This window comes from Micromonospora sp. CA-249363, from assembly GCF_050950185.1.
GTDB lineage: Bacteria > Actinomycetota > Actinomycetes > Mycobacteriales > Micromonosporaceae > Micromonospora.
On the sequence record NZ_CP192020.1, the window covers coordinates 2,400,637 to 2,414,524 of the forward strand.

10 protein-coding genes are annotated in these 13,888 nt (G+C 71.2%); 5 read left to right on the plus strand and 5 right to left on the minus strand.

The window, feature by feature from the left end; all coding sequences use genetic code 11:
* Positions 1-119: 119 nt before the first annotated feature.
* Together ACQPZK_RS11070 and ACQPZK_RS11075 are read right to left on the minus strand one after the other, a co-directional pair.
* Entirely contained in the window at positions 120-659 is a 540-nt protein-coding gene (locus tag ACQPZK_RS11070; RefSeq protein WP_433538200.1) for an RNA polymerase sigma factor, read from the minus strand.
* 91 nt (positions 660-750) lie between these two features.
* The gene (locus ACQPZK_RS11075) at positions 751-1,371 is read right to left on the minus strand and encodes an L-threonylcarbamoyladenylate synthase (RefSeq protein ID WP_433538201.1); all 621 of its coding nucleotides are present in this window, start codon (positions 1,369-1,371) and stop codon (positions 751-753) included.
* 143 nt (positions 1,372-1,514) lie between these two features.
* Here ACQPZK_RS11075 and dnaE point away from each other — a divergent pair, with 143 nt between their 5' ends.
* Positions 1,515-5,045: a DNA polymerase III subunit alpha gene (gene dnaE / locus ACQPZK_RS11080; RefSeq protein WP_433538202.1), complete on the plus strand. Its 3,531-nt coding sequence runs from the start codon at positions 1,515-1,517 to the stop codon at positions 5,043-5,045.
* 69 nt (positions 5,046-5,114) lie between these two features.
* Here dnaE and abc-f read toward each other — a convergent pair whose 3' ends face one another.
* On the minus strand, positions 5,115-6,752 hold the full coding sequence (gene abc-f / locus ACQPZK_RS11085; RefSeq protein ID WP_433538203.1) for a ribosomal protection-like ABC-F family protein: 1,638 nt from the start codon (positions 6,750-6,752) through the stop codon (positions 5,115-5,117).
* Between the two features lie 276 nt (positions 6,753-7,028).
* Between abc-f and ACQPZK_RS11090 the strand changes: the two genes are divergently transcribed.
* Positions 7,029-7,421 (plus strand): type II toxin-antitoxin system RelE/ParE family toxin, encoded by a 393-nt coding sequence (locus ACQPZK_RS11090; protein WP_433538204.1) that lies wholly within the window; start codon positions 7,029-7,031, stop codon positions 7,419-7,421.
* Positions 7,421-7,735, plus strand: coding sequence for a transcriptional regulator (locus ACQPZK_RS11095; protein ID WP_121654474.1), 315 nt, complete (start codon positions 7,421-7,423; stop codon positions 7,733-7,735). Before ACQPZK_RS11090 ends, ACQPZK_RS11095 begins: the two co-directional genes overlap by 1 nt.
* 75 nt (positions 7,736-7,810) lie before the next feature.
* Here the strand turns inward: ACQPZK_RS11095 and ACQPZK_RS11100 are convergent, their stop codons facing one another.
* Both ACQPZK_RS11100 and ACQPZK_RS11105 read right to left on the minus strand, forming a co-directional pair.
* Positions 7,811-8,506 (minus strand): response regulator, encoded by a 696-nt coding sequence (locus ACQPZK_RS11100; protein ID WP_433538205.1) that lies wholly within the window; start codon positions 8,504-8,506, stop codon positions 7,811-7,813.
* Positions 8,503-10,083, minus strand: a complete 1,581-nt coding sequence (locus ACQPZK_RS11105) for an ATP-binding protein (RefSeq protein WP_433538206.1) — start codon at positions 10,081-10,083, stop codon at positions 8,503-8,505. The genes ACQPZK_RS11100 and ACQPZK_RS11105 overlap by 4 nt, the downstream gene beginning before the upstream one ends.
* Positions 10,084-10,173: 90 nt before the next feature.
* Here ACQPZK_RS11105 and ACQPZK_RS11110 point away from each other — a divergent pair, with 90 nt between their 5' ends.
* A complete protein-coding gene (locus tag ACQPZK_RS11110; protein WP_433538207.1) occupies positions 10,174-11,553 on the plus strand; it encodes a cation:dicarboxylate symporter family transporter in 1,380 nt (459 codons plus the stop codon).
* Positions 11,554-11,729: 176 nt separating this feature from the next.
* On the plus strand, positions 11,730-13,880 hold the full coding sequence (locus tag ACQPZK_RS11115; RefSeq protein ID WP_433538208.1) for an FUSC family protein: 2,151 nt from the start codon (positions 11,730-11,732) through the stop codon (positions 13,878-13,880).
* Positions 13,881-13,888: the final 8 nt, after the last annotated feature.

Consider the following 13,888-nt stretch of genomic DNA (forward strand, 5'->3'; position numbering starts at 1 on the left):
CGTCGAAGGGGTCGGGCCGGGCGGCTGGACGGGCAGCGGCGAGACGGCGTCGGCGCCGCAGGCCGCGACCCCCACGGTGGCCGCGAGGACGACGGCGAACCGGTGGAACGACGACCGGCTCATCCGCTGCCGAGCCGTTGCCGGACCTGGTGCCGGGCCAGGTGCAACCGGGACTTCACCGTGCCCACCGGAAGGTCGAGCAGGGTGGCGATCTCGGGGTAGCTCAGCCCGAGCACGTCGCGCAGGGCCACCACCTCGGCGTGGTCGGGGTGGACCGCGTCGAACGCGTCGAGCAGATCGAGGCGGGTGCCCGCGACCACGCTGGTCCTTCGGGGATCGGCCTGCTCGGGCACCGGGACGCCGCCGGCCTCCAGTCGGCAGCGGCGGCGCAGCGTGCGGTACGTGGAGCGGGCCCGATTGGCGGCCAGCCGGTGCAGCCAGGTGCGGAACGAGGAGCGACCCTCGAACCGGCTGATGCCGTTGGCCAGCGCCAGGAGGGTGTCCTGGCAGGCTTCCTCGGCGTCCTGGAGGTTGGGCAGGAATCGGGCGCACAGCCGCAGCGCCTCCGGACGCACCGCGGCCAGCAGGGCGTCCAGCGCCGCCGGGTCGCCCTGAGTGGCGCGGCGGGCCAGGGCGTCGAGATCAGCGGAGTCGGGCATGCCGGGTGTCCAATGCTCGCCGGTGGCCGATCCTCAAGCGTACGGCCGTCGGCGCTGGTCCGTCCTCGTCCGGTCCGGCACCCGACCCGGGCTATTCGAAGCGGGACACGTCTCCGGCGCCCCGGCGCAGGATCTCCGGCTCCGGGCCGGACAGGTCGATCACCGTCGTGGGCTCCATGCCGCACTCGCCGGCGTCCAGCACCGCATCGAGCTGGTGGTCGAGCTGTTCCTTGATCTCCCACCCCTGCGTCATCGGCTCGTCCTCGCCGGGCAGCGTCAGGGTGCTGGACACCAGTGGCTCGCCCAACTCGGCGAGCAGCGCCTGGGTCACCGTGTGCCGGGGCACGCGGACACCGACGGTGCGCTTGCGCGGGTGCAGCATCCGGCGCGGCACCTCGCGGGTGGCCGGCAGGATGAACGTGTAGCTGCCCGGCGTGGACGCCTTCACCAGCCGGAACACCGCATTGCTGATCTGGACGAACTGGCCGAGCTGCGCGAAGTCCCGGCACACCAGCGTGAAGTGGTGGCGGTCGTCGAGATCACGGATCGCGCGGATCCGGTCCAGGCCGTCCCGGTTGCCCAGTTGGCAGCCGAGGGCGTAGCAGGAGTCCGTCGGATAGGCGACCAGGCCGCCGCCACGGACCAGGTCGGCAACCTGCCGGATCACGCGCGGCTGCGGGTTCTCCGGGTGTACGTCGTAGTACCGGGCCATCCGTCGAGCCTAGGCCTGCCCGGTGCGGACAGGAGACGCGGACCACCCTCGGCGCGGACGGTGGAGCCGCTGAGATCACCTCGGTAGGGTAGGTGCCGGTCGGCTCCGACCACCTAGATCCACACCGCCGGGGGGCGCCACGCATGGCTGATTCGTTCGCGCATCTGCACGTGCACACCGAGTACTCGATGCTCGACGGAGCGGCCCGGTTGAAGGACCTGTTCGCCGAGGCCAACCGGCTGGGCATGCCGGCGGTGGCGATCACCGACCATGGCAACATGCACGGCGCGAACGACTTCTACAACCAGGCGATGGCGGCCGGGATCACGCCGATCCTGGGCGTCGAGGCGTACGTGGCGCCGGAGTCGCGCTACCACAAGGCGCGGGTCAAGTGGGGTCGCCCGGAGCAGAAGAGCGACGACGTCTCGGGTAACGGCGCGATCACCCACAAGACCATGTGGGCGAAGAACGCGCAGGGCCTGAAGAACCTGTTCACCCTCAACTCGCGCGCGTCCATGGAGGGGCACTACGTCAAGTGGCCCCGGATGGACATGGAGCTGATCGCCGAGCACGCCGAGGGGATCATGGCGACGACGGGCTGCCCGTCGGGCGCGGTGCAGACCCGGCTGCGGCTGGGGCAGTTCGACGAGGCGCTCAAGGTCGCCGCGAGCTACCAGGACATCTTCGGCAAGGAGAACTACTTCCTGGAGATCATGGATCACGGCCTCGACATCGAGCGCCGGGTCCGCGACGGCCTCACCGAGATCGCCCGCAAGCTGGACATCCCGCCGGTGGTCACCAACGACTCGCACTACACGCACGAGGCGCAGGCCACCGCCCACGACGTGCTGCTGTGCGTGCAGACCGGCAGCAACATCGACGACCCCAACCGGTTCCGCTTCGAGGGCGGCGGCTACTTCGTCAAGAGCGCCGACCAGATGCGCGCGGTCGACTCGTCCGAGCTGTGGCAGCAGGGCTGCCGCAACACCCTGCTGGTCGCCGAGAAGGTCGACCCGAAGGGCATGTTCGAGTTCCACAACCTGATGCCGCGCTTCCCGGTGCCCGAGGGGGAGACCGAGGAGTCCTGGTTCCGCAAGGAGACCTTCGCCGGGCTGGCCCGCCGCTATCCGAACGGCATCCCCGAGGGGCACGTCGTCCAGGCCGAGTACGAGCTGGGCGTCATCAACCAGATGGGCTTCCCGTCGTACTTCCTCGTGGTCGCCGACTTCATCCAGTGGGCGAAGAAGCAGGGCATCGCGGTGGGTCCGGGCCGTGGCTCGGCCGCCGGCTCGCTCGTCGCGTACGCGCTGGGCATCACCGACCTGGACCCGATCCCGCACGGGCTGATCTTCGAGCGGTTCCTCAACCCCGAGCGGGTCTCGATGCCGGATGTCGACATCGACTTCGACGAGCGCCGGCGCGGTGAGGTGATCAAGTACGTCACCGACAAGTGGGGCGAGGACAAGGTCGCCCAGATCGCTACCTTCGGCACGATCAAGGCGAAGGCCGCGATCAAGGACTCGGCGCGGGTGCTCGGCTTCCCGTACGCGGTCGGCGACCGGATCACCAAGGCGATGCCGCCGGCCGTGATGGGCAAGGACATCCCGCTCACCGGCATCTTCGACCCGAAGCACCCCCGCTACGCGGAGGCGGGCGAGATCCGCGGCCTGTACGACTCCGACCCGGACGTCCGCAAGGTGATCGACACGGCCAAGGGCATCGAGGGGCTGATCCGCCAGACCGGTGTGCACGCCGCCGGCGTCATCATGTCGGCCGAGCCGATCATCGAGCACATCCCGCTGACGCGCCGCGACGCCGACGGGGCGATCATCACGCAGTTCGACTATCCGACGTGCGAGTCGCTCGGGCTGCTGAAGATGGACTTCCTCGGCCTGCGAAACCTGACGATCATCGACGACGCGGTCAAGAACATCGAGCTGAACCACGGCGAGAAGCTCGACCTGCTGGGCCTGCCGCTCGACGACAAGGCCGCGTACGAGCTGCTGGCCCGCGGTGACACCCTCGGCGTGTTCCAGCTCGACGGCGGGCCGATGCGGTCGCTGCTGCGGCTGATGAAGCCGGACAACTTCGAGGACATCTCCGCGGTCCTGGCGCTGTACCGGCCCGGCCCGATGGGCGTCGACTCGCACACCAACTACGCGCTGCGCAAGAACAACCTCCAGGAGATCACCCCGATCCACCCGGAGTTGGAGGAGCCGCTGCGGGAGATCCTCGCGCCGACGCATGGCCTGATCGTCTACCAGGAGCAGGTGCAGCGCGCCGCGCAGATCCTCGCCGGTTACACGCTCGGCCAGGCGGACCTGCTGCGTCGGGCGATGGGTAAGAAGAAGAAGGAGATCCTCGACAAGGAGTTCATCCCGTTCCGGGACGGCTGCCGCGAGCGCGGCTACTCCGACGAGGCGATCCAGGCCGTGTGGGACGTCCTGGTGCCGTTCGCCGGGTACGCCTTCAACAAGGCGCACTCCGCCGCGTACGGCCTGGTCTCCTACTGGACGGCGTACCTCAAGGCGCACTACCCGGCCGAGTACATGGCCGGGCTGCTGACCTCCGTCGGCGACGACAAGGACAAGATGGCGCTCTATCTGTCCGAGTGTCGCCGGATGCGCATCCAGGTGCTGCCGCCGGACGTGAACACGTCGGCGGGGCCGTTCACCCCGGTCGGCAAGGACATCCGCTTCGGCCTGGCGGCGGTCCGCAACGTCGGGGCGAACGTGGTGGCCTCGATCATGCGGTGCCGCGAGGAGAAGGGCGAGTACGCCGACTTCTACGACTTCCTGTCCAAGGTGGACGCGGTGGTCTGCAACAAGAAGACCATCGAATCGCTGATCAAGGCGGGCGCGTTCGACTCCCTGGAGCACCCCCGCAAGGGTCTGCTCGCGGTGCACGCCGACGCCATCGACGCGTACGCCGACGTCAAGCGCAAGGAGGCCGTCGGGCAGTACGACCTGTTCGGCGCCGGCTTCGGCGACGCCGACACCGGTAGCACGACGGTGATGCCGGTGATCGGCGACAGCGAGTGGGAGAAGCGCGACAAGCTGGCCTTCGAGCGGGAGATGCTCGGCCTGTACGTCTCCGACCACCCGCTGTTCGGCCTGGAGCACATCCTGGGCGCGGCGGCCGACACCACCATCGCCTCGCTGGCCGAGGACGGCGCGGTGCCCGACGGGGCGGTCGTCACGCTCGCCGGCATCCTCTCCGGCGTGCAGCGGCGGGTCACCAAGCAGGGCCGGGCCTGGGCCTCGGCCACCCTGGAGGACCTGGCCGGTGGCGTGGAGACGCTGTTCTTCCCGAACACCTACGAGGTGATCGGCCAGTACATCGCCGAGGACGCCATCGTGGTGGTCAAGGGCCGGGTGGACCGCCGCGACGACACCCCGCGGATCATGGCGATGGACATGTCCATGCCGGACGTCAGCACCAGCGCCACCAACAAGCCGGTCACCCTCACCATCCCGGTGCACCGGTGCACGCCACCGCTGGTGGAACGGCTCAAGGAGACCCTGGTGCTGCACCCCGGCGACACCGAGGTGCACGTCAAGCTGCTCAACGGTGGCCGTACCACCACCCTGCGGCTGGGGCCGTTCCGGGTGGCGGCGACGACCGCGCTGATGGGTGACCTCAAGAGCGTCCTCGGCCCGGCCAACGTGAGCTGAGCTGGGCCTCGGTCCGGCCGGCACGCGCCGGCCGGACCACCGGGCCCACCCCCGGTCGGGGCGATCAGCTCAGCCCTGGTCGGGGGCCGCGATCTCGCGGAGCTGGCCGTCGGCCAGCCGCAGCCACCGCTGCACGCCGATCTCGGCGAGGAACCGCTCGTCGTGGCTGACCACGACAAAAGCGCCCTGGTACGCGGTCAGCGCGCTCTCCAACTGGGCGACGCTGACCAGGTCCAGGTTGTTCGTCGGCTCGTCGAGCAGCAGCAGTTGTGGGGCCGGCTCGGCGCAGAGCACACAGGCCAGGGTGGCGCGCAGCCGCTCACCGCCGGAGAGCACCCCGACGGGCAGGTTGACCCGGTTGCCCCGGAACAGGAACCGGGCCAGCAGGTTCATCCGCCGCGCGTCCGGCAGGCTCGGCGCGTACGCGGCGAGATTCTCCGCCACCGTACGGTCGAGGTCCAGCAGGTCGAGCCGCTGTGACAGGTACGCGATCCGCCCGTCGGCGCGGCGGATCTCGCCGCCGGACGATTCGAGGTCACCGTTGACGAGGCGCAGCAGGGTCGACTTGCCGACGCCGTTCGCTCCGGTGAGCGCGATCCGCTCCGGTCCCCGGATCACCAGGTCGGCGCCGTCGCCGCCGAACAGGTCCCGGTCGTCGAACCGGGCCCGCATCCCCGTACCCGTGAAGACCGTCCGTCCGGCCGGGACGGTGGTGTCCGGCAGGTCCACGACGATCCGGTCCTCCTCGCGGACGGCCCGGCCGGCCTCGTCGAGCCGGGCCTTGGCCTGACCGAGGCGCGCGGAGTGCGTGTCCTGGGCCTTGCCCGCCGATTCCTGCGCGCTGCGCTTGAGTCCACCGGCGACGATCCGGGCCAGACCCGCGTTCTTCAGGTTCTTCGACGCGTTGCTGGCCCGCCGGTCGGCCCGCTCCCGGGCCTGCTGCATCTCCCGCTTCTCCCGCTTGACCTCCTGCTCGGCGTTGCGCAGGTTGCTCTCGGCCACCTCGCGCGCCGCCCGCACCGCCTCGGTGTACGCGGTGAAGTTGCCCCCGTACCAGCGGATCTCGCCGCGCTCCAGCTCGGCGATGCGGTCCATCCGGTCCAGCAGCTCCCGGTCGTGGCTGACCAGCAGCAGGCACCCGGTGAAGTCGGTGAGCACGTCGTAGAGCTTGTGCCGGGCCGCCACGTCCAGGTTGTTGGTCGGCTCGTCGAGCAGCAGCACGTCCGGGCGGCGCAGGAGCTGCGCGGCCAGCCCGAGGGAGACCACCTGGCCGCCGCTGAGCGTGCGCAGCGGCCGGTCGAGCGCCAGGTTGCCGAGGCCCAGCCGGTCCAGCTCGGAGCGGGTGCGCTCCTCGATGTCCCAGTCGTCGCCGATGGTGGCGAAGTGGGCCTCGCCGGCGTCCCCGGCCTCGATGGCGTGCAGCGCCGCGATCCGCTCGGCGACGCCGAGCACCTGCGACACGGCCAGGTCACCGGCCAACGGCAGGGTCTGCGGCAGATACCCGAGCAGACCGTCGACGGTGATGCTGCCGCCGGTGGGCCGCAGCTCCCCGGCGATCAGCCGCAGCAGGGTGCTCTTGCCGGCGCCGTTGGGCGCGACCAGCCCGGTGCGGCCGCCGGGGACGCTGAAGGACAGATCCGAGAAGACCGGGGTGTCGTCCGGCCAGGAGAAGGACAGGTTCGAGCAGACGATGAAAGCGTCAGACATGGTGTGTGACCTCAGAGGGTGGGCTGGGCGTGCGTAAGCCGCCCGACGACGAACGGGACCGGTGCAACGACGACCTGGCCACGACGGCCGCGCACACGCGCGCCGAACCGATGGCCGAACACGTCCGGTCTCACCCGGAGATGTCGTCGTCACCCGCCATGTCTGGTCTCCCTGGTCGTACCGCTGACCCAACGGGCCGAGTCTAACAACGGATCTCCGCCCCGCCACCGCGATAGGTCGCAACAATCGGTGTATAGCCCAGGCTATAGTTGCTCCATGTCTCATGAGCCGCCACGTCGCTGGGCGATCAAGACGACAGCGGAAGTTCGGGACTGGTTGCGATCTTTGCGCCAGGCCGACCCCGCGACGTACCGCTCGGTCAACGTGGCGATCGACTTGCTCGCGGAGACCGGGCCGGGCCTCGGGCGTCCACTTGTCGACACCCTCCGAGGCTCTGCCATCGGCAACCTCAAGGAGCTTCGACCGAGGTCTGGGCGAGACGTCGCCGTTCGGGTGTTGTTCGTCTTCGATCCCTGGTCTCAGGCCGTCCTGCTGGTGGCCGGCAACAAGGCGGGGAATTGGAATCGATGGTATGAGAAGGCGATTCCGCGGGCCGAGATCGCGTACGAGGGCTGGCTTGCCTTCGAGAGAAAGCGGAGGGAGGGCTGATGAGCGACTTCCATGACTGGAACGACATCCGGGCCGAGCTGCACGACGGGGACGATGAGGCGCTCGACGCCGAACGTGCCCGAACGGAGGCGTGGATCAGCGCGTTTCACCTCGCCGAGGAGCGTAAGCGGCTGGGTTTGACCCAGCGGCAGGTGGCCGAGTTGATGGGTGTGACGCCCGGCCGAGTCAGCCAGATCGAGAACGGTGATCTGGAGGCCAACGAGGTCGCGACACTGAGTCGGTATGCCCGCGCGCTCGGTGCCCGGATGCGGATCATCTTCGACTACGGCGACGACTTGCGGCAGATCGCCTGATCTGTCGACCAGCAGGTTCGCTGGCTACGGCAGTCGTTGATCACACGTCCTGCGCTGCCTGAGACCGCAAAGAAGCTAGCGGGGGCGGTACTCGACCTCGGGACGGCCGGGGGTGCCGTAGCGGGGTTGGCGGACGGCGCGGTCGACGGTCACCAGGTACTCCAGGTAGCGGCGGGCGGTCACCCGGGAGGTGCCGGTCGCCGTGCTCACCTCGGTCGCGGACAACCCGGCCTCCGGGGTGGACCCGTCGGCCAGCGCCGCGCGTACCCGGGTGAGGGTCTGCGCGTCGAGCCCCTTGGGCAGGCTGTGCCCGGTCGCGCCGCGCAGCGTGGCGAACATCCGGTCCACGTCGTGCTGGGCGGCCACCTCGCCGTCGGCGAGCGCCTGGACGCGGTAGTCCGCGTAGCGTTCCAGCTTGTCGCGGAACGCCGCGAACGTGAATGGCTTGAGCAGGTAGTGGGTCACCCCGAGGGACACGGCGGTGCGGACCACCGCGAGGTCCCGCGCGGAGGTCACGGCGAGCACGTCGACGCTGCTGCCGGCCGCGCGCAGCGCCCGGCAGACGTCCAGGCCGTGCAGGTCAGGCAGCCGAAAATCCAGGAGTACGAGGTCCACCTCGCCGCCGTCGTTGGCGCGCAGGGCCGCCATCGCCGCCCGTGCCGTGTGCGCCACCCCGACCACCGTGAACCCGGGCACCCGCTCGGTGTACGCGGCGTGCGCCTCGGCCAGCAGCGGCTCGTCCTCGACCACGAGCACCCGGATGTCGTTCATGACCGTGTTCCCGGCAGCCGTACGGTGAACAGGCTCCCGCCGTCGTCCGAGCGGGTCACCTCGGCGCTTCCGCCGTGGCGGCGGGCCACCTGCCCGACCAGCGCCAGCCCGAGGCCCCGTCCGGTGCTCTTGGTGGACCAGCCGCGCCGGAAGGCGTCCGCCACCCGCTCCCTCGCCAGCCCGGGTCCGCTGTCGGCGACCCGGACCACCAGTTCGTCGTCGACGGTGCCGACGAAGACCCGCACGGTGCGCGGCGGGGGCGTACCGGCGACCGCCTCCAGGGCGTTGTCGACGAGGTTGCCGACGACGGTGAGCAGGTCGTTGGTCGGCAGCGGGCTATCGTCGAGGTGGCAGTCCGGCTCGATCACCAGATCCACGCCACGCTCGCCGGCCTGCGCGGACTTGCCGAGCAGCAGGGCGGCCAGGGCCGGTTCGGTGACCGCCCCGACGACCCGGTCGGTCAGCTGCTGGGCGAGGGCCAGGTCCCGGGTGCCGAGCCGGACGGCCTCGTCGGCGCGACCCAGCTCGACCAGCGTGAGGACGGTGTGCAGCCGGTTCGCCGACTCGTGGGTCTGCGCCTGCAACGCCTCGGTCAGCGCGCGGACCGAGTCCAGCTCGCTCGCCAGGGTCCGCAGCTCGGTCTGGTCCCGCAGGGTCAGTACGGTGCCCAGCGCCGCCCCCTCGAAGCGGGCGGTCCGCTGGTTGGCCACCAGCACCCGGTCACCGGCCAGCAGAGGCTCGTCGAGGGCGTCGCGGCCGGACGCGAGCAGTTCGGCCACCGCCGGTGGCAGGTCGACGTCCGTCACCGGCTGGTCGGTGACCGGATCGTCCGCGTCGATGCCCAGCAGCCGCCGACCCTCGTCGTTGATCAACGCCATCCGCCGGTCGGTGGTCAGCACGACGAGACCCTCGCGCACCGAGTGCAGGACCGCGTCGTAGTACTCGTACATCCGGGTCATCTGCGTCGGTCCCAGGCCGTGGGTCTGGCGGCGCAGGCGGCGGCTGAGCAGCCACGAACCGGTCGCGGCGAGCGCGAGCGCCGGCGCCGCGACGCCGAGCAGCACGGGGAGCTGGCGCAGCAGCTTGCGGTTGATCGCGCGGGTGGTGATGCCCACCGAGACCAGGCCGACGATGTGCCGCTGCTGGTCGTACACCGGGACGACCGCGCGCACCGACTCGCCGAGCGTCCCGACGTTGGTGGTGGTGAACGCGTGGCCCGCCAGGGCGGGCTCGATCTCGCCGACGAACGGCTCACCGATCCGGTCCGGCGTGGGGTGCGAGAAGCGGGTGCGGTCGGGGGCCATCACGACCACGAAGTCGGTGCCCGTGGCCTTGCGGGTCGACTCGGCGTACGGCTGCAGGATGCGGGCCGGGTCGGCGGTCGTGAGGGCCGCGCGGACGTCGGGGGAGCCGGCGACGGTCTGTGCCACCGCGAGCACCTCCTCCTGGGCGGCCTGGCGGGAGTCGACGCGGGCCAGCCAGACGGCGCCCGCCGCGCCGGCCAGCACGAGCAGCGTGACCACCACCGCCTGGAGGGCGAAGAGCTGCCCCGCGATGCTCCACTGCCGTCGGGCCACCGTCAGCACCTCCTCGGGTTTCTCGACGTGAGCGGTGAACAGAATGACCGCAAGGCTGTCAACGGATGAGACGCGCTTCACATTGTCGACATGGACACCACCGCAACCACCACCACGGCGGAGCCGTCGGCTCGTCGGGACCGTACCCGTTACCTGTACCTGGCCGTCATCGTGGCCGTGCTCGCCGGCATCGTGGTCGGCCTGGTCGCCCCCGATTTCGGCAAGGAACTCAAGCCGATCGGCACGGGCTTCGTCAACCTGATCAAGATGATGATCAGCCCGGTCATCTTCTGCACGATCGTGCTCGGCGTCGGGTCCGTGCGGCAGGCCGCGAAGGTCGGCAAGGTCGGCGGCCTGGCCCTCGGCTACTTCCTGACCATGTCGACCGTGGCGCTCGCCATCGGCCTGGTCGTCGGCAACCTCATCCACCCCGGCTCCGGCCTGAACCTGGGCCAGGACCTCGCGGGCGCCGGCAAGGCCGCCGCCGGAGACGAGGCCGGCGGTACGACGGAGTTCCTCCTCGGGGTCATCCCGACGACCCTGTTCTCCGCGCTCACCGAGGGTGAGGTGCTTCAGACGCTCCTGGTCGCGCTGCTCGTCGGCTTCGCCGTGCAGGCGCTGGGCCGGCGCGGTGAGCCGGTGCTCGGCGCGATCGCCGTCATCCAGCGGGTGGTCTTCAAGGTCCTCGCCATGATCATGTGGCTGGCGCCGGTCGGCGCGTTCGGCGCGATGGCCGCCGTGGTCGGCGCGACCGGCGTGGACGCCCTCAAGAGCCTCGCCCAGATCATGGTCGGCTTCTACGCCACCTGCCTGATCTTCGTGCTCGTGATCCTGGGCGCGCTGCTCTGGTTCGTGGCCCGGATCTCGATCTTCTCGCTGCTGCGCTACCTGGGCCGGGAGTTCCTGCTGATCCTGTCGACGTCGTCGTCGGAGTCGGCGCTGCCCCGCCTGATCGCCAAGATGGAGCACTTCGGCGTCAGCAAGCCGGTCGTCGGCATCACCGTGCCGACCGGGTACTCCTTCAACCTCGACGGCACGGCCATCTACCTGACCATGGCGTCGCTGTTCATCGCCGACGCGCTGGGCAAGCCGCTCGCCGTCGGGGAGCAGATCTCGCTGCTGCTGTTCATGGTGATCGCGTCCAAGGGCGCGGCCGGCGTCACCGGCGCCGGGCTGGCCACCCTGGCCGGCGGCCTCCAGTCCCACCGCCCGGACCTCGTCGACGGCGTGGGCCTGATCGTCGGCATCGACCGCTTCATGTCGGAGGCGCGGGCGCTGACCAACTTCGCCGGCAACGCGGTGGCGACCGTGCTGGTGGGCACCTGGACCGGTGAGTTCGACCGGGACCGGGCGGCCGAGGTCCTGCGCGGCGACGACCCGTTCGACGAGGCGACCATGCTCGACGACCACGACGACGAGGAGCCCGAGCCGCGGCGGTCCGACGAGCAGGCGGCCAGCGTGCCGGCCTGACCTAGATCCACTCCGGATCGGCGGTGTGGGGGCATCCAACGCACCGGACACCCCCACATCGCCGACCTCGTGTCGATCATCGCCGCTCATTCGACGCGAAACTCACCGCCTGCGCGGAGGCGGCGTGGAGAATGAGATGCCGGGGAGGGGCGCCGCGACGACCCGGGGGAGCAGGCGTGCTCGCATCCAGCCTCCTGGGCCGACTGCGCCGCCGCGACCCGAACGGCGCCGTGCTGCGACGCGCGGCCCGACTCACCCTCGTCGCGTCCCTTCTCTTCTACGCGTGCCGCTACGGCGCGGGCAGTCCCGTGCTCGCCACGTACGCGCTGTTCGGCACGATCGCCGCCGGGGCGTTCGCGCAGCTGCCCGGCCCGGCCCCACAGCGGGCGCGGATCCTCGTCACCTCACTGCCGGCGGTCTGGGCGCTGATCGCCGCCGGCACGCTCCTGGCCTGGAGTACGTGGGCGGCGGCCGGCGGGATGCTCGTCATCGGCTTCGTCGTGGCGTTCGCCGGGGTCGGCAATCCGCGCCTCGTGGGTCTGGCCAGCGCGTTTCAGCTCTTCTACATCCTGGCGTCCTTCCCGCCGTACCAGCCGGGCAGCCTGCCGCAGCGCCTCGGCGGGGTCACCCTCGCGATCGTGCTGCTCGCCGCGGCCGAGGTGGTGCTCTGGCCCGACCCGGTGCCCGTCTCCTACCGGCAGCTGCTCGCCCGGGCGGCGGACGGCGTCGCGGACCTCCTCGACGACGCCGCCGACGCGCTGACCGCCCCCGGCCACGGTGTTTCGAACGGGCGGCGCGAGCGGGCGTACGACCTGGTGGGCGTACTCGGTTTGGCCCGCAACCCCCGGGAGTCGTCACCCACGGCGGCCGGGGCCCAGGACCGCGCGCTGCGGATCTCCGCGGCGGCGCTGCGGGAGGCGCTGGCCACGGCGGACCGGCTCGCGGCGGACGTCCCGTCGCCGTCGATCCCGGACCTGGCGGCGGCGCGGCTGCTGCGCCCGTGCGCCGACGCGACCCGGGCGGCCGGCCGCAGCCTGTTCCCCGGCGGCCCGCCAACGGACCTGCGGGACCTGGACGCCGCGATCGGTACGGCCGAGGCCGCGGTGGGATCCAGCCCGCCGGACGTACCCCGGATGTGTCGGGACGCGACCGCGCTGGCCCTCGCCGACCAGGTACGGATCTTCGCCGTCGGCACCCAGATCGCCGCCGGGGCGCGCACCGTCGACGTCGACGCCTACCCCCGGCTCTTCGAGTACGCGCGACACAGCACGTGGACGCTGTACCGGCGACAGTTCCGCGCCCACCTCGCACCCCGCTCCGCGCACCTGCACAGCGCGCTGCGACTGGCGGTGGCGCTGGCGGTCGCCCGGGTGGCGGCCGGTGTGCTGCACCTCAACCACGGTTTCTGGGTGCTCCTGGCGACTCTCACCGTTCTGCGCACCTCGGCCGCCGACACCCGCACCGCGCTACGACCCGCCGTGCTCGGCACCGTCGCGGGCGTGGTCGGGAGCGGCCTGCTGGTGCTCGTCGTGCAGACGCCGGTCGTGTACGCCGTCGTGCTGCCCGTCTCGTTGATCCTGGCGTTCGGTGTCGGCCGCCTGCTCGGTCCGGTCTGGCAGCAGGCGCTGTTCACCCTGCTGCTGACCGTCGTGTTCAGCCAGCTCAGCCCCGAGGGTTGGCGGCTGGCCGAGGCGCGGCTGGTCGACGTCGGGCTCGGCGCGGTGATCGGCGTGCTCGCCGGGGTGGCCATGTGGCCGCGCGGGGCCGGCCACGACCTACGGCACAACGCCGCCCGCTACCTGACGGCGAGTGGGGACGCGGTCGAGCGGACCGTCGAGGCGGTGCTCGGCGACGCGCCGCCTCCCGAGCACGACTTCGACGAGGTCCGCCGGAGGATGGTCCTGGTCGACTCGTCCTACTGCCAGTACCACTCCGAGCGCCACGACCCACCGCGCGTTCAGCTGAACTGGGACGCCGCGCTGAGCGCCGGACACCACGTGGTGCCCGGCGCCGAGTCGCTGCTGCGCCGGAATCCGCCCGGCTGCCTGGCCCGCTGGCCGGCGGCAGCGGCAATGCTGCGGGACACGGCCGGGCAGCTGCGGTCGGCGTACGACGACCTGGCCGGCGAGGTGACGCAGAGGCGGGCGGCCGGGCCGATGCCCGTACCCACCGACTGCGTCGACGAGGTGAACCGGCTCCAACCGATGCTCGCCGACGTGGACTCCGCTGCGGTACGGCACCTGGTGGAGGTCGACAGGTGGCTCGCCGGGCTCGCCGACAGCCTCACCCGGATCCACCCGGACGCCGACGCTCCCCGGCGGCCGTGAGCCGGTCC